Raw genomic sequence first — 19,404 nt, 5'->3', positions numbered from 1 at the left:
TCACACTGATAAAGATTCACGATTTAATTTGTCTAATAATCAAACCATCAATGAAAAGACACCGACAGCTACGATGGCACCAACAACTGGTCCAAGAACTGGTACCCAAGAATACGCCCAGTCCGAAGTTCCTTTATTACCAATTGGTAACACGGCGTGAGCAATACGCGGACCCAAGTCACGAGCTGGATTGATTGCATATCCCGTAGGTCCACCAAGTGATAGACCGATTGCTAAAATCAAGCCTCCAACAGCAAATACGTTCGTTCCAGCAGCAAATGTATTTTCACCAAATGCTAGTAGACCTAAAACTAAAACAAAGGTCCCAATCAACTCTGTAATAAAGTTTGCAGGATAATTTCTAATTGCTGGTCCAGTGGCAAACGTTCCTAAAATAGCACCTTGATCTTTCGTTGCTTCCCAATGTGGTAAGTAAGATAGCCATACTAATACTGCACCAAGAAATGCACCTAACATTTGAGCAATAATGAATGGAAAAACAAGATTCCAACCGATTGCACCTGTCATCGCCATTGCAATACTAACTGCAGGGTTTAAGTGGGCTGGTCCCATAAACCCAGAAATATAAACAGCCATCGTTACTGCCATCCCCCAGCCTAAAGCAATGACGATCCAACCAGACGCTTGTGCTTTACTCTTGTTCAAGTTAACAGCTGCACAGACACCATCACCAAGTAATACTAAAATCAACGTACCAATAAACTCTCCCATGATTTGGGTCATTTCTGCGCTCATTTATTCTCCTCCTTTAATTCACGTAAATCTGACTCATCGACCAATTGATTGAAGCGACTTGTTTCTTGTTCTTTTTCTTCTTCAGACCAGTTGAAATAAGTAGCAATTGCGTCAATCACAGGTTGTTTTAATTCATCTAACTGATCGCGTTCAAACAACATATGGTTTGTTCGACGGATGAAGTAATCACCTGGTGTTAAAACCATTTCATTTTCTAACCCGTAACGTAACCGAGCAGATTCTGCCAAACTCAACCCAGCATATGGTGTCATTTCTTTAGCTAATTCAAAGATTCGTTTAGCATTCGTCCCATAAAAATCAGCGATATAACGTGCATCTTCTTCAGACAAGCCAGCTTCCACACCGCTTTTTGCTAATTCTTCGACTGTTTCTTCTAGTTTTGTTGGATCAAAATCGCCACCGGAAATAGCATAGGTTTTTGAATCAATTTCTTTGAAGGTCAAGTCATATTTTTCTTGTAATAGTTTGCGAATCAAGGTCAATGCCCCTTCAGACATCTTGCGGTAATCGGTAATTTTCCCACCTGACAAAGTTACTAATCCATCTGGTTCGATTTCAAGAGAACTTCCTCGAGAAATGGCAGATGGTGCTAAATCTTTTTCGCCACGACTATTTTCTAAATGATTCAAGACATCTTCGACTTCAATTCGAGAAAGTTGATTTTCTTTAAATTGAGTTACTGCATCAATCACTTGATTAAAACTTTTATCTGAGATGGAACCATTATCGCCACCATTGTAATCTGAACCAGAATTACCAATCAATAATGGACGCAATCCCGCCCAGCTTGCTTCAATATCATCTAAAGTAATCGCTGCTTCTGGATAACGATGATTGATAACATCTAAAAGATAGTCAACATCTTCTTGTGTTACTTTTGGATCAGTATATTCTCCTTGATAATCCGTATCTGTTGTTCCAAAATACGTTTTGTTTTCACGAGGAATAGCGAAGACCATTCGGCCATCTTGCTTGCCAGTATCAAAATAAGTTGGTTGTGGTACTGGTAATTTCTTGCTATCAACAACTAGATGAATCCCTTTTGTCGGACGCATTTTTGGTACAACTGCCCGAGAGAAATTCATATTACGAACTTTATCGACCCAAGGCCCACTTGTATTGATTACAACTTTTGCTTTGATTTCAACTACTTCGTCGCTCAATAAATCTCTTGCTTTAACGCCAACGATTTGATTTCCTTCATACAAAAAGCCAACCGCTTTCATTTTACTTACCAAGTAAGCACCATCTTCAGCTGCTTTTTTGATGTTGTCAATGACTAATCGTGCATCATTGTTACGAAAATCAAGGTACACGCCCGCACCTAACAACCCCTCTTTTTTCAAAAATGGTTCACGTTTTAAAACTTCATCTGGCGTCAATGTATAATTTTCATACTTTGTCCCAATCACATTAGCCAAACGATCGTATAAATCCATAGCAATTTTGACAGAAAACATATTGAAAGTCGTTGCACCTTCATCTTCATAAATAGGTAGTAGCATTGGATCTGGCTTAGGAATGTGTGGTGCAACCTGTTGGACCACAGCACGTTCAGTAACTGTGTCTGCTACAACTTCGACATCAAAATTTTTCAAATAACGAATTCCACCATGAACTAGTTTAGTTGAACGTGAAGAAGTTCCTTCAGCAAAATCTTGCATTTCGATTAAACCAGTCTTCATGCCAGCCGCAGCAGCTTGCACTGCTACCCCAGCACCAGTAATCCCACCACCAATGATGAGTAAATCCAACTCTTCTTTTTGCATTGCTTGAATACTTGCTTGTCGTGTTTTCTTTGAGAACATGGTTTTTCCTCCCTTATTCAAATACGCGTGTTGCTTCTACAGCTTTTTTCCAGCCACTGTAAAGTTTCTCACGTCTTGGTTCTTCCATTTGAACCTCAAACATTTTTCCAGCTTCGTAAAATTCACGAATTTCATCCATATCTTTCCAATAACCTACTGCTAAACCTGCCAAGAAAGCTGCTCCTAAAGCAGTGGTTTCCAAGTTTTCAGCTCGTTGGATTGGTGTGTTCAAAATATCTGTTTGAAATTGCATCAAATACTCATTGTTGGCAGCTCCACCATCTACTTTTAATACTGGAATTTGAATGCCCGTATCTGCCTGCATTGTTTCAATGATGTCACGCACTTGGTAAGCAATTCCTTGTAATGTTGCTTTAATGATATCTTCTTTCGTCGTCCCACGAGTAATCCCAAACATTGCTCCACGTGCGGCTTGATCCCAATAAGGGGCACCTAGACCTACAAATGCTGGAACAACATAGACTTCATCATCACTTGTTGAACGTCTTGCCGCTTCCTCTGAGTCACTTGCTTTTTGCATCATCTGTAACCCATCGCGTAGCCATTGGATAGAAGAGCCTGCCACAAAAATACTTCCTTCTAACGCATAGTACACTTTGCCATTGATCCCATAACCAATCGTGGTTAATAAATTATTTTTTGATAATTGCGGCGTTTCTCCAGTGTTCATGACAATAAATGAACCTGTACCATACGTATTTTTTACCATCCCAGGTTCAAATGCCATCTGACCAAATAATGCTGCTTGTTGGTCGCCAGCCATTCCTGAAATTGGTGCTTCACTACCATAAAAATGATAGCCTTGTGTATGACCATACACTTCTGAATTTGACGTTGCTTTTGGTAGCATTGCACGAGGAATGTTCAACAAATCAAGAATCTCTTGATCCCATTCTAAATTATGAATATTAAACAACATCGTTCTGCTGGCGTTTGAATAGTCTGTTACGTGTGCTTGTCCATCCGTCAACTTCCAAACCAACCATGAATCAATTGTTCCAAAAAGTAATTCGCCTTTTTCTGCACGCTCTTGCGCACCCTCCACATGGTCTAAAATCCAACGAATTTTAGTAGCCGAGAAGTAAGCATCAATCACTAATCCTGTTTTTTCATGGAAGAATTTTTGATAACCTTCTTCTTTCAATTGATTCGCAATATCTGCTGATTGACGAGATTGCCAAACAATTGCGTGATAAATTGGTCGTCCTGTATCTTTTTCCCAAATAACTGTCGTTTCACGTTGATTCGTAATACCAATCCCAGCGATTTGATTGGGTTTGATTCCTGATTCAATAAATGCTCCTGCAATCACTGATTGAACTGAGTTCCAAATTTCATTTGCATCGTGCTCTACCCAACCATCTTGAGGAAAATGTTGAGTGAACTCTTTTTGCGAACTGCCGATGTGTCTTCCCTTTTTGTCAAAGATGATCGCTCGTGAGCTCGTTGTTCCTTGATCAATGGCCATAATGTAAGTTGATTCTGTCATTGTTATCCCTCCATTTTTTTGCAAACGCTTTCTTTAACTGAACTAATCATACAATGTATTTAAAAAAAGAAACTGCCAAAAATTGATTTTTTTGAATTATTTTTGACAGTTTTCTTTCAACCCCTTGATACATCTGGTTTTCAAAGATATTAATTTTTTTCTTTTTTGTAGCGTTCAATTTGTTTTTTCAATCGCACAATGTCATAACTAGAAGCAAATTCAGAAAGATAATACCGATTCTCTTCCTTATTGATTTGATTAAACGTTATGATAAGATCGTATTTTTTCCCTTCTTGATACGATTCTACCTGAACACCGCTGATTCCCTTAAGCTCGCTCAATAAAAATTGTTGGAAAGCAATGCGGTAAATCGGTAACGTTGTCAAATCAATCCCGATAACTACCAATTTAGCAATATAAAAATCAATCATCATCAGAACGCTGGCATATAAAATCATTAAGTTATCCAACGTTTGAGCATCAAACTTTTTCGCAGGTAACTGCTTGATTGCTGTTTCTTTTAGTTGTTCCAATAACTTGCTCAAAGAATGACCAAGCATTTTTTTCTGCTGTTCGAGCAAATGTTTACGATCATAAATCGTTAATTTACCATAAAAGAAATATAATTCATTGTTGATTTGCGAGAGTTGATACCCCACAGCCTTTTCTTCACTGATTTTTAATCTCCTTGGACGGTAATGCCATAACATTGTTTCTCGAATGTATGTATCCAAAACCGCAGTTGGTAATTTTTTGCTTCGGGTTAACTCATATTGGTAAAAAGTCTCCTCTTCTAAAATAGAAAAAGAAACAAAAAAACTATAAAACATCAGTGTTTCATATGCACTTAAATCCGCTGCTAATCGACTCAAATATAAAATCAAGATCGAGTCAACTGCTTGATATAGCCGGTCCTCTTGATACAGCTTTTTCTTTTCCCGCAAAGTTGAAAAAGTAGTTTTTTCGCTCACCAATCGCTTCTTCGTAATTCCAACCCAACAAGCTAGTTGGGCAGTCGAAAATGCGGAAAAACTAGTTTCTAACACATTTTCCAACCCTAAAATAATGGTCTTTTTATCTGGTGTATTTTGAAGATAAAGTGGACGTTGTTCTTCAGGAATAAATTGGAATAATTCGTAATAAAAATACCGTACTTGGAGTTCTTCTCCGTAAAGTTGACCATTCTTTATCTGGATTCCAAACTCTTTCAATAATAGATTTAATTCTTTGATTTTACGAAAAACAGACGACTCACTGATAGAAAAAGCCGTTGCTAATTGAACGATTGAAGCTTGCTGATGTTCCAATAAATATGTCAGTAATTTATATTTCAAGCTATCTTGTAAAAGATGTAACACAATTTGTTCCAAACTTACTGTTTCATCCAAAGACAAGATTACTTGATAATCGGTTCGAACAACTTCTACTTTTTTTTGCATACTTAAACCAATCAGTTCAATTTCTTCCAAGTAGGAATCAAAGGATGACTTGGACAAATCCACCTCATGACGTAACTCATTCAAGGATGCCTGTCCACCTCGCAAGACCAACTGACGTAAAATTGTTACTTGTAGTTGCTCCTTCTTTTCTAGTAATTCTTCAATCCTCATAGGAAGACCCACTCATCTCTGTCAAAATCGTTTCTGGAGTCCGGTATTCTGGTTGGAAAAATAACTCATGCGCTTCCAGTTGTTGTAGCGTCCACTGCTGCTCAATCGCAATCGTCAATAAATCCAATAATCGGAAAACCGATGATTTACTTTGAAGTTGTGCACCAATCAACTGATCCGTCTCTTGATCAACTAATAACTGAAGAGAAATCTTTTCATTATTCGTCAGCGAAACACGATGTTCTTGATTGATTTTCCGAACTTTTCTTGCATAAAAAAATCGTTCACTTTCCGTTAAGCCTACACTGCCAACAAAGTGACCAAACCATTTATTACCAACGGGTCGGTAGGTGCCCACATCTTTCGTCGGTTTGCCGCTGATTGTTTGACTAACTACTTGTGCTGTTCGAATGGCATTGTTCACTAGCGAAACATACATTTTTTCTTGTGTTGGTCGAAAGGTTACTTGGATGGCATCGCCAATAGCATACACATCTTTTCGTGAAGTTCGTAAATAGTCGTCTACCCAAATCGTTCCATCATCATTCAGCTTGATAGTCTCTGCCCACAAACGGTTATCTGGGCGCGTATGATTCGCTAATAAAACTACATCATAACGAGCTTTGCGTTTTTCAGATTCTAAAATAGCACCATTTTTATCGGCTAAAACTTGGACTTGTTCATTCAAGAAAAGCTGTATGCCGCTTTTTGTCATCTCATTCAGGATTGGCTCTGCCATTTGTTCATCAAGATAACGAAACAAAATCTGGTTGCGGCTTTCATAAAGATCAACTTTCTTCCCTAGAGTTGTTAAGTCTTCTGCTAATTCCACACCCACTTGGCCGCCCCCAACCACCGCTACTTTATCCGCTTGTGCGAGCACTGTTTCCAGCTCAGTAAAATTGGTTCCACTCTTAACTGAATAAATATGCTGTGCCTCAGCCTCGTCCAATCGTTTAAAGCTTTGTGCTGAACCCGTCGCAATAATCAATTGGTCAAAAGGCACCTTTTCGCCGTTGTCTAATAACACTTCGTTTTCAACTAATCCAATCGCTGACTTTTGTGTCAATACATTGATTCGACTAGTTTCTTCAAGTCTTTCTTTTGTTATCCAGTGACTTTGTTTTTTATCAACGATTTGTTTCGTCAAAAGCAGATGAAAGCTACTTGGGATAAAACCGATTTCATTTTGTTTTTCGATCAAATAGATTTCTGCTTGTGGACACGCTTCGTTAAGTAATTGAGCTGCGCGGATTCCTGCGAATGAACCACCAATGATTACAATCTTCATCTATGTTCTCCTTTTCTGATCTTCCTATTTGCAGAATAGCATTTCAACCAAAATGTTTCAAAAATATCACTCTTCTTAACGATTTTTTCTTAAAAACAACAAAAAAACTCAGAAAAAAAGAATCCTTCTCTCCCTCAGGTGAGTTCGTCTCTTTTACTAAGTTTTCTTGTGTGTGTTTGAATTGTAAATGAATTGGAGCGAATTTATGTAAAGTTTCTGATCAAGAATTATTACTTAAGCAAAAACTTCCAATGATTTGAACCACGCCGGTTGCATTTGTTAGCTACTCTTTCTTTTCACGAAAAAAATGATTCAAGCATCTTAATTTTCGTTATTTAAAGTTACAAAACAATTGTATACCTTTGTTGAAAAAATCATGTGTGCATATCATATGATGCTTTGGATTATTTGTCAAAAATCTATACCTATTTTTTCGTAATAACTTGTCAATAAAGTCAGACAGCTCACGAAAATTATTGGAATTGCCTGACTTTTATCGTTTATTTCTTGTCAAACCTTTAACACAAACGCTTCATAAGGACGCATCGTCACTTCCCCAACAGGTACCTCAGTCAATTCATAGTTGGTTAAAATAATTTCTTTACTTTTTGGAACTGAAAGTGTCTGACTTTGTTCAGATAAATTGCATGCAATCAGCCATTTTTCATCACCTAAACTACGTAAATAAGCAAAAATCTCTGTGGATGTTTGCACTAATTCATACTCCCCCCACACAATAACGTCATGTTCTTTTCGTAAAGCAATCAATTGCTGATAGGTATAAAAAATCGAACTCGAATCTGTTAATGCTTGTTCCACATTGATCGTTTGATAGTTTGGATTCACATGTAACCATGGTGTTCCTGTAGTGAATCCACCGTTTGGACTGTCGTCCCACTGCATGGGGGTACGTGCGTTATCTCGTCCTTTTGTATTGATTGACCGAATAATTTCTTCTTTGGTATAGCCTTTTTCAATTCGTTCATGATACATATTGATGGTTTCAATGTCTTCTGCTTCTGAAATGTCAGAAATCGGATAATTCGTCATTCCAATTTCTTCTCCTTGATAAATATACGGCGTCCCTTTCATCATGTGCAAAAGAATCGCAAACATTTTGGCACTCTCTACTCGATACTGTTGGTCGTTTCCCCATCTTGAAACGATTCGCGGCAAATCATGGTTATTCCAAAATAAACTATTCCATCCTTCGTTTCCTAAAGAAGTTTGCCATTTTGACAATACTTCCTTCAACTTGGTTAAATCTAATGGTGCTAAATCCCATTTTTCTTTTCCTACTTGTTGGTCTAAGCCAACATGTTCAAATTGGAAAACCATAGATAGTTCATTTCGCTTCGGATCAGAATATCGCTTCGCAATTTCTGGCGTGGCACCCCATGTTTCGCCAACCGTTAAGAGATCTTTTCCACCAAACGTTTCAGTATTCATTTCCTGTAAATATTCATGAAGTCTTGGTCCATTTCCTGTAATTTCTTGATCTGGAAGTTTGCCTATCAAGTCAATCACGTCCATTCGGAATCCGCCGACGCCTTTTTCAATCCAAAAATTCATCATGTCATAGACTTCTTGACGAACTTTTTCATTTTCCCAGTTTAAATCCGGTTGTTTTTTACTAAATAAATGCAAGAAATATTGTCCTGATGCCTCATCAAATTCCCAAGCAGAACCACTAAAAGTAGAACGCAGCTCATTAGGCACCTGACCGGCAACAGGGTCACGCCAAATGTAGTAATCACGATAAGGATTTTCTGGACTCTTGCGTGCTTCAACAAACCAAGCATGTTCATCTGAGGTATGATTGACTACCAAATCCATAATGATTCGGATATTTCTCTTTCTTCCTTCCGCAATCAATTCTTCCATATCCGTCATCGTGCCAAATTCACTCATGATTTCTTCGTAATTACTGATGTCGTACCCATTATCGTCGTTCGGTGATTGATAAACAGGTGAAAGCCAGATAGCATCAATCCCTAAATTTTCTAAATAATCTAATCGCCGAATGATTCCTTGTAAATCGCCAATTCCATCTCCATTTGTATCTTGAAAACTACGTGGATAAATTTGATACACGACTGCGCGTTGCCACCACTGTTCACTCATATTCATTCCTCCTGCACATTTACTAAAGCAAAAAAGAAATCGCTTACGTTTTTGTTCAACTAAATTAGCTTTTTCGCTTTAAATCTTGTTGATTGAATTGTAGCGTGACTAAATCAAATAGTAAATAGACCGTTTCTTGTCGTTTTTCATTAAAAAAAACAAAAAGCCTTTCACAACAATCACTAGAAAGAATATTCGTGATGAATGTTAACGATAACAATTTTTGAATCAATTAACATCTCACCACAACACAAAAAAATCCAGAGGACTTCTCCTCTGGATTACTTCTCTCTACCAAGATCACTTGGTGAAAAAGCTAGATGTTATTTAGTTAAATACATCATTTTATTCAGCGACTGTTACGTCACCAGTTACTGATGCACCATCTTCATCTAAAACAGCAGAATCTTTATATTCTTGTTTTTCAAATGTGATGTTTCCGTCAACTTTAGCACCGTTTAAAACAAAGCCGTTTGCTTTTACTTCGATGTTTCCTTTAACTGTTCCGTGAACGATGTTGAAGTTTTCTGATTCAACGATCAATGTTGGAACTGTTACTGTATATTCATCTGTTACTGTATGTTTATCATCTTGTGCATACAAAGCAAATTTACGGTAGATATCGTTACTTGCTTCACCTTTGTCGTGGAATTCACCAGCAACGGTTACGTCGTTATCAAATGTAACGTCTGCAGTGGTTGCAACGATCCAGTTACCGTCAGCACCTAATGCTTTTTCTAAGTCGCTTGCTTTATCACTTACTGATGCACCTGAAACTACTTCTGTTGTTGAAGCAGTGCTTGAAGAAGATGCTGCTGTTCCTTTATCTGAATCTGAGCCACAAGCTGTTAAAAACATTCCTGCTGCTGCCAAAGTTACGACTGTTGTTGCTAATTTTGTGTGTTTCATGATGTTACCTCCAATTGTTGTGAGTTAGTTTTACTCATCACAATTTTACTAATAAAACGCCTACAAATCAATAAATTGTATCTTTTCTTCTGTTTTAATTAAGAAAAAAGCCTATCTGTAAGTTATTTCACTTACAAATAGGCCATGATTTATCTGCTAATTCACATTTAAAATCCACATAAAGCCAATAAAAACAAAGAATAATAAATACATGATAGGCGAAACTTCTTTTCCACGTTTGGCAGCAATCATTGTGATTGGATAGAAAATAAATCCTAACGCAATCCCATCAGAGATACTGTAAGTTAATGGCATACCAATCAAAATCAAGAAAGAAGGGATCGCAATTTCCATTTTTCCCCATTCAATTTGGCGAAGTGACTGAGCCATCAGTACACCTACAATAATCAATGCTGGTGCCGTAACTTGTGGTGTTACGATTGCTAATAAAGGTGAGAAGAACAAACCTAGTAAGAAAAATCCACCCGTTGTAATAGCAGTCAAACCAGAGCGTCCGCCCACGGCAATCCCTGCGGAAGATTCTACATAGGCGCCAACTGGCGAAGTTCCTAACAATGAGCCAGCTAACATTGCTGTTGAATCAGCTGCCAACGCTTTACCAACTCGAGGCATTTTGTTCTCTCGCATGAAGCCCGCTTGATTGGCTAAACCAACTAAAGTTCCAGCTGTATCAAAGAAAGTAACTAATAAGAAAGTTAAGACAACGACCCACATTTGTAGAGAATTAATGTCACCAATGTGTTTCAGAGCAACCAAAAATGTTGGTTTCAAGCTTGGTGCAGCTGAAATGATTTGTGTTGGCATTTGGATCAAACCAGTAACTAAACCAAGTAATGTGGTTCCAATCATCCCAATAAAAATTCCACCTGGAACACGACGAACCAATAGAATAGCTGTCACTACCAAACCAAATATAGTTAACCAAGTAGATCCCACGTTCAACGGGCCTAAGCCTACCAATGTTGATTCATTTGCTACAATAATTCCACCTTCACTTAAACCTAAGAAAGCAATAAATAAACCAATTCCCCCAGAAATCGCATACTTTAAATCTGCTGGAATCGCATCAATAATCATCTCACGTAATTTAAAAATCGTAATGATTATAAAAATCAACGAAGCTACAAATACCCCTGCTAGTGCTGTTTCCCAAGGAATACCCATTCCCAAACAAACAGAATAAGCAAAAAACGCATTAATTCCTAGTGCTGGTGCAGTTGCTATCGGATAACGTGCTAAAACGCCCATTAAAATACAGCCCAGCGCACTTGCTAAGGCCGTTGCTGTAAAGACCGCTCCTTCATCCATACCAGAAGCACCCAATACAGTTGGATTAACAAATAAAATATACGCCATCGAAATAAACGTAGTAAAACCAGCTAACACCTCACGTTTGACCGTAGTATTTAGCTTTTCTAGCTCGAAGTAGGAAAGTATTTTTTCCTTCATCTGACATCCTCCTAAAAATCCGAACATTAAAAAATAAGTCCGCAAAAAAATGATTAAACACTAAAACGACGTGTTTAATCATATAATAATTAGCAACATAAGTAAACCAAAATTTAGAATAATCAGCAAAACACGAACATTTTCCAGCCTAAGCTTTCATTTAAGACGATCATACTAACATTAGTTTTTTTATTGAATAACCGTTTCAGGGTTTTCAGCTGTTAACGTACTTCTTTTTCCAGTTATGTTGAACGTTTTCTCCGTTAATTCTTTCAAAGCTTCCATTGCTTGTGCGCCACGAAATGCCTGCTCTTCATTGATTGACTCAATCACCAAGACTGCCTTTGTGGTTTCTTCCGTCAGCATCGTTCGCTGTGCTTCACGCCAATTCAAACACCGACAAATTGCGCCCTCTTCATCAAAATAAATTAGTTCTTCTGGTAAAGCCGGCGCATCATCTAGTGCACCCAAAGGCAAAAATTTTTCGCCACCAACTGCTTTTCCCAGTTGTAAATGACCTTTGATTTTTTCTAGATCTTCGCCCCCACATGGCACACCATATTCTAAAGAAATACTGTTGTAGCAGTCCACTAATGGATTGATTGGCAAAAATTTGCGGCCTTGGCTAACTCGCTTTAATAAAGCTTCAATTGATGAACGTGCGCCTTTTTTAGTTTTGAATTTCGTAAAAGCTTTACGCCACTGTGCAATCACTTCATTTTGACTAAATGGCTCCTCCGTTAGATAAACTTGTGCTTTTTTCGCCGCTTGATCCAGTAACTGAGTAAATCCCGGTTCATTGGACAGATCAACCTGATTATTCATTCCTTCAATAACTAGTAGTTCAATCGTCGCCTCCGGAAAAACTTCCCAAAATGTTGTATCAACTATCACCTTTTTCATTTCACTTTTCATCCTCTCCAAGAAGTTCTTTGACAAAGATATAATCTGTTTGTGCATCATCACCCATATAAAAAATATGTTCACTAAAATGAGTAAATCCCCATTTATCATAAAAAGCTAATGCTGTTTTATTGTGTTCCCAAACACCTAACCAAATTTTTTCTTTCTTTTTTTCCTTCGCTTTAGCAATCGCTAGTTCCATCAAACGATTTCCTAGACCCATACGTTTAAACTGTTTTCGCACATAAATGCGTTCAATTTCTAAAAAGATTGCTGGCATCTCTTCTGATTGTTGTTCATCAATATTAATTTTTAGATAAGCTGCTGGGATATCGGACACCATTAATAAATAAAATTCCGAACCAATCGTAGTTAATTCTCGACGTAACTTATCGATTTCATAAGCTTCTTCCAAATAAGTCGCCATATTTTCTGCTGTATTGAATTCTCCAAATGTGTCTACATACGTTTCAATGCTGATTGTTTGTAGTTGTTGTGCATCGTCTTCTGTTAGTTTTTTTAGCGTTATTTCTTCCATATAAAATAAGATTTCCTTTCAATAAATTCGTTTATTTCCTTTTTTTACAAAATTCCAATCATCACTTACGTTTGCACTCACTTTTTCTAATAAAGTTTTCAGTTGTTGTGCTTCCTCTTCTGTAATCCCTTGTAACGCAACTTGATTTGAATGCTCATTTTCTCGAATGATCAAAGGATAAACAGTTTTTCCTTTACTTGTTGGGTAAAGATGTCTTATTTTTCTATTTTCTTGATCTTGCTCTTTCTTGATCATCCCGTTTTTTTCCAATTTTTTAATGGCACGAGCAGTTGTTGTCCGATCTACTTTGATCATTTCTGCTAATTTTTCCTGAATAATTCCGGGATTTTCACAAATTCGAACCAGGTAAAGATACTGCCCACGTGTCAAATCAACTTCTTTGAATTCAATATTACTGATTGAGTCCAATGCTCGAGCAATCACACCAATATCTCGAAGAATCTCTACCAATTAAACCCCTCTTTTCACTTATTTATTTTCTAGTTTACTCTTATTTGTTGTAAATGCAACAATTTATTTTGATTAACTAAGAGCCAAATCAATCCGCTCATCTGCTAATTGATTTGACTCAATGGTTTGAATTACTTCACTCAAAATAAGTGTTCTCTTGTTGCTGCAAATACGCTAGTTGTTCTCTCGTTGTTCGTTTTACCGACAGTTTAGGTAAGCTATCTAATGCAAAAAAAGCCATATTTGAAGTTTCGTTATTTTCAACAAAAGAACCTTTGATAATCGAGCAACTAAAAATCAGTTTATAATATTGATAGACTTGCGGAATATCTTTTCTCAAATTCGTATCAAAAACACCTAATAAATCATTCACTTGAACAATTAATCCGGTTTCTTCTAATACTTCTTTTTGAATATTTTCTTTTGGAGACAAACCTACTTCGGCATAACCACCTGGTAACGCCCATTCTTTTGTTTTTTTGTCTTCAACCAGCAACACTTTAGCTTCTTCCTTAATGTACGCGCGAACATCAACTTTAGGTGTCGGGTATCCTTCATTTCTTTCTGTTAATTGAGATAGCTCGTCAACGGACTCCTTCCCCACCTTGCTCAGTAGCTCCAAAGAAAGCTTCTTTAACTCTTGATACCGCTCTTTGTCAAATTCATCTTTTCCATAGTACAATCCTGCTTCAGCAATCGCTAATAGCCTGCGATACATCTCTAAATCATTCATACTTCTTTTCTCCTTCCAAAAAATACAATCACTTACTCTCAGTCTAACGTAATCGTTTACGCTTAACTAAATGTTTCAATTTTCTTGACAAAACTTTAGAGAAAATTTCCAAATATTTATTTTGACACACAAGTAGAAACTCAATAAGTTTTCTGCTATTCTTAGTGGCACATCAAGAAAGGAGAAAAAGGATGAACGGACAATTAGATTATAAAACAGCCATTAAAGATACTTTGCCTACTGTTTTTGGGTATATCGGCATTGGCATTGCATTCGGTGTCGTTGGACACGCTGCTGGTCTTCATTTATTCGTTATTTTCATGCTCTCAGCTTTTGTTTACGCAGGTTCTGCACAATTCATCACTGTCAGCATGCTAACTGTTTCAAGCCCTGTATTATCAATTATTTTATCCACTTTTCTAGTCAACTCACGTATGATCTTAATGAGTACAACCTTAGCAAATTATTTGAAAGAAAATACATTAGCACAAAATATGATGCTAGGAACACTACTAACAGATGAAAGTTTTGCGTTGGGAATGAACAAATTGAATTTTAGTAAAGGAAAGCTATCATTTGAGTGGCTCAATACAGCAAATATTATTTCTTATTTAACATGGGTTGGAGCAACAATGATTGGTGCTCTGATGGGTAACTTTATTAACGATCCCAAACAACTCGGACTTGATTTTGCAATTGTTGCGATGTTTATTGGCCTGCTTTATCTTCAGGTAATCGCAGATCGGACATTACCTCTTTCTCTGCAATTTTCCGTTATTCTATTTACACTCGTATTAATCGTTCTTGGATTAATCTTTATACCAAGTAATTTATTAATTATTGTGGTAACACTTTTAGGCTGTGGATTTGGGGTGATGATGAAACATGTATTCTACTAGTTATCTTTTTTTTACTATTTTAGGTTGCGGCTTAGCGACTTGGTTATCACGAGTCTTACCTTTTCTTTTTATTAAGCGAATGAACTTTTCCCAACCCGTAGCAGAATTTTTGAGCTTCGTACCAATCGTTATCATGTCTGCCTTATGGTTCAATAGTTTATTCATTCAAAACCTGGGACATCTTCCAAGCATTGACTGGGAAAACTTACTTGCTTCCTTGCCAACAGTAATCAGTGCAATCATTTCTAAAAACTTACTAGTAATTGTCATCGTAGGGATGATCTCTTTAGCAGCTCTTCGATTTTTCATTTTATAATAAGCAAAAAAATCCTGCAATCACAGTAAAAAACACTGTATTTGTAGGATTTTTTGTATTAATTTTTATGAATTTTATGAAACTGTCCCTAATATGATTATCGTAAAAATCAGAAATACAATCACAAGAGCAAACTTTACGCTAGAAACGATCAACCTGCAACTCAAACAACAAATGAAGTTTATTTAAAAGTCTCAAGTCTCCCTACTTTGAATCTGTACTCGTTACTTCTCTGATTATATCAAGTATTTGCCAGTGACATCGTATCTTTATCTATTCTCGGTGAACATTATGTATATAGTAGAGAGGATCATCCTATCAAGCTCATGAATCATGAGTTTTTGTAGCAAAAAAACTTAAAGTAATTAACAAAATTTCACAATCTCTAGCATTCCCCTCAGATTTGTGTCAAAAATAATCTTTGTACCTATTCAAGACAGTATAGCTCTAAAGCATTATTGTATGGAATATTCAAAAGATATTTCTTCAAAATATTGCCTTTTTTTAATATCCTCTTTAGTTTCAACTATTTTTATATCAATCTTGTGTTTCCCTTTTTTCAAAAATTGACTATTTTTGTCTTCATCCAAATAAAAACCAAATTCCAGTTTAGTGGCACCAGTTGGTTGCTGGACCTCTTCGCCATCCAAATAAAGACCAGTATAATAATCGAAAGGCAAATAATCAAAGATAAAACAGATTTCATTTGAGTCTAACTTATTCAGGTTAATCATTTTTCCCAAATCTCTTTTATTTGAATCAATAATTTTGAACTGGATTGAACTGTCATTTGCCTCTTCATCACTTGTAGTGGTACTTTCAACCTTATTTTGTAGTAGATTTTCTGTACGTTTAGCGCCTACGAAAAGAAACCCTACGACAAGGATAGTTATTATTATGAGTGTAACAACAACCTTTTTCATAAATACTTCCTTTACACTTTTTTTGCCTATCTATTTGCTAAGTAGCGGTGTAAATCATTCAGTATTAGCACCTAGGAACTGGAAATCGCTTCGTCCTAGCGTGTCACTCTTTCCGACATCTTCTTTACTTGTTTGTGCTATAACCCTCACCACTGGATTTCCTTCAAAATTTTTTGCATCTTCAATCATTGTTATTTTTCCATTTGTTACATCTTTTTTTATTTGATCGTATGAATGTATACTGCTTGCTTTCAGAAACAGATGAGTTTGTCCGTCAAACAGCATAGCTCTAAAACAGTGGATTATGAACTACTTTCAAAATAGTCGTTTTGGAAGCATTCAAAACAACATAGCTCTAAAACTGCCCTTGAGAAATATCAGACACGCCTAGCGTTTTGGAAGCATTCAAAACAACATAGCTCTAAAACTATTTAATAGTATCTCCTACCCCAACTGTTGTTTTGGAAGCATTCAAAACAACATAGCTCTAAAACCGTGTAGTTAGTCTAGTGTACTTCTTGTGAGTTTTGGAAGCATTCAAAACAACATAGCTCTAAAACATGGTTTGAGTTACATGGTGACAAAATGACGTTTTGGAAGCATTCAAAACAACATAGCTCTAAAACAGGATACTGTGTGGGAAGTAGAAAGCTTGAGTTTTGGAAGCATTCAAAACAACATAGCTCTAAAACGTTACGATTACTAAATACTGAACCAATGAAGTTTTGGAAGCATTCAAAACAACATAGCTCTAAAACGAAGAACGTTCATTAGATGATTTAGACCTTGTTTTGGAAGCATTCAAAACAACATAGCTCTAAAACGAAAGCGGACGAACAGACAACGGGCGTTTTGTTTTGGAAGCATTCAAAACAACATAGCTCTAAAACTCCAAGCAACGGTGGAGGCTCTGGAAAAGAGTTTTGGAAGCATTCAAAACAACATAGCTCTAAAACTACCGATAGAAAAGTTTTGAACATCTTCTTGTTTTGGAAGCATTCAAAACAACATAGCTCTAAAACGTCCCAACAAGCGTAATTTCTGGCTTCACTGTTTTGGAAGCATTCAAAACAACATAGCTCTAAAACAAATTGGTAGCAACAAGCGTTACAGGATTGGTTTTGGAAGCATTCAAAACAACATAGCTCTAAAACCTCGGCTCAAATTTTTGAGGTTCCGTAATCGCACTATTCGCCCATAGCAAGGCTTTAGCCTGAATGCTTCATTGGTTTGATTTACTTGTCAAAGAACGAAAAAATTAGTCCTATCTGTTATCTTCTTGTCAAAAAATAATCTTGGTCTAGAATTTGTTGTGCAACACCCTCAATTGGTCGAGGTTCTAAAAATAATACATCTACATTGTATAAAGAAATATGGTCAATTAATGTTTGTAATTCTGTCGTGGTTAAATAAGAACAAGCATTCACGAATACCAATAGCTTCTTTTTCACTAGATAACGATATACTTGGATTACTTCAATCATTTTTTCTAAAATGGTATCACTTTTCGTTTCAATCCGTATTCCTAAGCACTTAAATATCTCCATGAGGGTCAACTCATCTTCTTCAAGATCTAGCGCATGTTCTAACAATTCGTGTTGCATCACTTTGGCAATTTCCATCGACAAACGATCAATTTTGGTTTTGATTTCTGGCTTTTCATTCAACTGATTTTCTAAATCTGCATAAATAAATTTCAATGTTGCAGGTGAATTTACTTCATACCCCAAGATATCTGTTATCAAAATCAGTTCAGATTCTTTGAGATTTTTTTGATTTTTATCAAACAATTTTAGTTCGCTCATCTCATCATAGCGATAAAACTGTTCAACGGTACGTGCGTAAGTCTTTACATCTTCAACTACTAAAATCGTTGATAAATTTAATTTTAACGATTCATCAAGTAGCTTAAAGTTCAGATTCATCATGTGCTTCTCCTAAAAAAACGACCCTTGCATCCGAATTTCCAATGCAAGTATCCTGTTCTCCTGTCAAATAGATCATTCGTGCAAATTGTTTTTCCGTAACCGTCAAAATTGTTACCAATCCCTTTTTAGGATTATGTTGCTTCAAGCGATTGATCATAGCAGTATTGGCAGTGTTATTCAGCAAAATCTTACTATAAACAGAAAATTGGTGCATAATAAAGCCTTCACTAAGCAAGAATTTCCGAAATCTCCGATAAATTTTTCTTTCTTCTGCAGTTTCTGTCGGCATGTCGAACATCAAAATCATTCTCATATAACGATAGCTCATATCCTAAAATTAGGCGCCCCTTCTATCTCTTTATTTAGTGATTTCACTACTTTTTTCGTATAATCACTGATGATATTGGTCAAAAACATTTTTTTGTTATGATAAGGATAGTTGTTCGTAAACAAATCAAATAGTGCTCGCTTGATTACTTGAAATTCCTGATGTCGATTTTCATAAACGATGTGATCAACTAACGGTCGAAATGGTTCCATAAAATCACTTGCTAAGTTGAAATCATTGAACTGATTCGCATGCTTTAATCCAAATTGCGTCATGCAACCTGTTTGAACAACCTCTCTTGCAAACATACTCAATAATAACGTGTAGCCATAATTCAACCCGGCATTGATTGCATTGTCCGCCTCACGTGTAAACTCTTTACCAAACAAGGCATTGAAATAGATTCTTGCGGCATGGCCTTCGCGATTACTTGGATCAAAAATTTCTAACTCGCTTTGCAAGTTGAGGAGTGAAGCTGCTTTCTCTTGAAGATCAAAGCCAGTTAACAACTGACTTTGATTCAAGATTTTTTGTGAAATGATTTCGGTCCAAATTTCCGCTTTTCTGTTTTCTTCCCATTCCAACTGCCGAGCTAATTGTAAACTGCTATCATGACGTGCATAGAAAGATAACAATTTACCAATAGGCAAACGTTTATCATCGCAAAAAAGAATCAGAATATTTTCATCAATCAAACGTTTAATTAACATGGTAGTTAACGTAATGTCTGTTGTTTCCAGTAAGAGAACATCAATTTCAGACAGATGGATCAATTCTTGTCGATCATATGTCCGAAAAACTAGATGATTGTTTTTGTAAGTCAATTTAGAATGCGTATTTACTACTACTGTCCGCCAACCCATTAA

General features: G+C 36.5%; 19 protein-coding genes and 1 CRISPR repeat array. Of the genes, 2 read left to right on the top strand and 17 right to left on the bottom strand.

From position 1 onward, the window contains the following. Positions 1–39: 39 nt before the first annotated feature. The 12 genes from IGJ93_RS01495 to IGJ93_RS01440 all read right to left on the bottom strand — a co-directional run bounded on the left by IGJ93_RS01495 (position 40) and on the right by IGJ93_RS01440 (position 14,144). On the bottom strand, positions 40–756 hold the full coding sequence (locus IGJ93_RS01495; protein WP_067481497.1) for an MIP/aquaporin family protein: 717 nt from the start codon (positions 754–756) through the stop codon (positions 40–42). Then, complete coding sequence (glpO, locus tag IGJ93_RS01490; protein WP_284591044.1) at positions 753–2,585, bottom strand: type 1 glycerol-3-phosphate oxidase; 1,833 nt, start codon at positions 2,583–2,585, stop codon at positions 753–755. The genes IGJ93_RS01495 and glpO overlap by 4 nt, the downstream gene beginning before the upstream one ends. Before the next feature lie 13 nt (positions 2,586–2,598). Then, positions 2,599–4,095, bottom strand: coding sequence for a glycerol kinase GlpK (gene glpK, locus IGJ93_RS01485; protein ID WP_067481501.1), 1,497 nt, complete (start codon positions 4,093–4,095; stop codon positions 2,599–2,601). A gap of 149 nt (positions 4,096–4,244) precedes the next feature. After that, entirely contained in the window at positions 4,245–5,705 is a 1,461-nt protein-coding gene (locus IGJ93_RS01480; RefSeq protein ID WP_067481503.1) for a helix-turn-helix domain-containing protein, read from the bottom strand. Next, a complete protein-coding gene (locus IGJ93_RS01475) occupies positions 5,695–6,996 on the bottom strand; it encodes an FAD-dependent oxidoreductase (protein ID WP_430596973.1) in 1,302 nt (433 codons plus the stop codon). The genes IGJ93_RS01480 and IGJ93_RS01475 overlap by 11 nt, the downstream gene beginning before the upstream one ends. A 510-nt stretch (positions 6,997–7,506) precedes the next feature. Then, positions 7,507–9,120, bottom strand: coding sequence for a glycoside hydrolase family 13 protein (locus IGJ93_RS01470; RefSeq protein WP_075490980.1), 1,614 nt, complete (start codon positions 9,118–9,120; stop codon positions 7,507–7,509). Between the two features lie 345 nt (positions 9,121–9,465). Next, positions 9,466–10,029: a polymer-forming cytoskeletal protein gene (locus IGJ93_RS01465; RefSeq protein ID WP_067483127.1), complete on the bottom strand. Its 564-nt coding sequence runs from the start codon at positions 10,027–10,029 to the stop codon at positions 9,466–9,468. Positions 10,030–10,185: 156 nt separating this feature from the next. Next, positions 10,186–11,499 (bottom strand): NCS2 family permease, encoded by a 1,314-nt coding sequence (locus IGJ93_RS01460; RefSeq protein WP_067483128.1) that lies wholly within the window; start codon positions 11,497–11,499, stop codon positions 10,186–10,188. Positions 11,500–11,688: 189 nt separating this feature from the next. Beyond that, positions 11,689–12,402, bottom strand: a complete 714-nt coding sequence (locus IGJ93_RS01455) for a B3/B4 domain-containing protein (RefSeq protein WP_067483694.1) — start codon at positions 12,400–12,402, stop codon at positions 11,689–11,691. Between the two features lies 1 nt (position 12,403). After that, the gene (locus tag IGJ93_RS01450; protein WP_067483130.1) at positions 12,404–12,940 is read right to left on the bottom strand and encodes a GNAT family N-acetyltransferase; all 537 of its coding nucleotides are present in this window, start codon (positions 12,938–12,940) and stop codon (positions 12,404–12,406) included. Positions 12,941–12,958: 18 nt separating this feature from the next. Next, a complete protein-coding gene (locus tag IGJ93_RS01445) occupies positions 12,959–13,411 on the bottom strand; it encodes a MarR family winged helix-turn-helix transcriptional regulator (protein ID WP_067483132.1) in 453 nt (150 codons plus the stop codon). A gap of 136 nt (positions 13,412–13,547) precedes the next feature. Further along, a complete protein-coding gene (locus tag IGJ93_RS01440; RefSeq protein ID WP_071868600.1) occupies positions 13,548–14,144 on the bottom strand; it encodes an NUDIX hydrolase N-terminal domain-containing protein in 597 nt (198 codons plus the stop codon). 191 nt (positions 14,145–14,335) lie between these two features. Between IGJ93_RS01440 and IGJ93_RS01435 the strand changes: the two genes are divergently transcribed. Both IGJ93_RS01435 and IGJ93_RS01430 read left to right on the top strand, forming a co-directional pair. Further along, the gene (locus IGJ93_RS01435) at positions 14,336–15,043 is read left to right on the top strand and encodes an AzlC family ABC transporter permease (RefSeq protein WP_071868599.1); all 708 of its coding nucleotides are present in this window, start codon (positions 14,336–14,338) and stop codon (positions 15,041–15,043) included. Further along, the gene (locus IGJ93_RS01430) at positions 15,030–15,359 is read left to right on the top strand and encodes an AzlD domain-containing protein (protein WP_071868598.1); all 330 of its coding nucleotides are present in this window, start codon (positions 15,030–15,032) and stop codon (positions 15,357–15,359) included. Before IGJ93_RS01435 ends, IGJ93_RS01430 begins: the two co-directional genes overlap by 14 nt. A 455-nt stretch (positions 15,360–15,814) precedes the next feature. Here the strand turns inward: IGJ93_RS01430 and IGJ93_RS01425 are convergent, their stop codons facing one another. From IGJ93_RS01425 to cas1, 5 genes are all read right to left on the bottom strand, one after another. Next, on the bottom strand, positions 15,815–16,282 hold the full coding sequence (locus IGJ93_RS01425) for a hypothetical protein (protein WP_071868597.1): 468 nt from the start codon (positions 16,280–16,282) through the stop codon (positions 15,815–15,817). Positions 16,283–16,336: 54 nt separating this feature from the next. Next, entirely contained in the window at positions 16,337–16,471 is a 135-nt protein-coding gene (locus tag IGJ93_RS01420) for a hypothetical protein (RefSeq protein ID WP_256869189.1), read from the bottom strand. Positions 16,472–16,608: 137 nt separating this feature from the next. Beyond that, positions 16,609–17,436: direct repeats of the CRISPR family, unit length 36 nt; unit sequence GTTTTGGAAGCATTCAAAACAACATAGCTCTAAAAC. Between the two features lie 117 nt (positions 17,437–17,553). After that, positions 17,554–18,207, bottom strand: coding sequence for a type II-A CRISPR-associated protein Csn2 (gene csn2, locus IGJ93_RS01415; RefSeq protein WP_071868596.1), 654 nt, complete (start codon positions 18,205–18,207; stop codon positions 17,554–17,556). After that, positions 18,191–18,538 (bottom strand): CRISPR-associated endonuclease Cas2, encoded by a 348-nt coding sequence (gene cas2 / locus IGJ93_RS01410; protein ID WP_067483145.1) that lies wholly within the window; start codon positions 18,536–18,538, stop codon positions 18,191–18,193. Before cas2 ends, csn2 begins: the two co-directional genes overlap by 17 nt. Next, positions 18,535–19,401 carry a type II CRISPR-associated endonuclease Cas1 gene (cas1, locus tag IGJ93_RS01405; protein WP_067483696.1) on the bottom strand — a complete coding sequence of 289 codons (867 nt, stop codon included), beginning with the start codon at positions 19,399–19,401 and terminating at the stop codon, positions 18,535–18,537. Before cas1 ends, cas2 begins: the two co-directional genes overlap by 4 nt. Positions 19,402–19,404: the final 3 nt, after the last annotated feature.

Source organism: Enterococcus sp. DIV0174 (genome assembly GCF_050529065.1).
GTDB lineage: Bacteria > Bacillota > Bacilli > Lactobacillales > Enterococcaceae > Enterococcus_B > Enterococcus_B thailandicus.
Note: the sequence above shows the minus strand (reverse complement) of the source record. Positions and strands in the feature narration are given on the sequence as shown.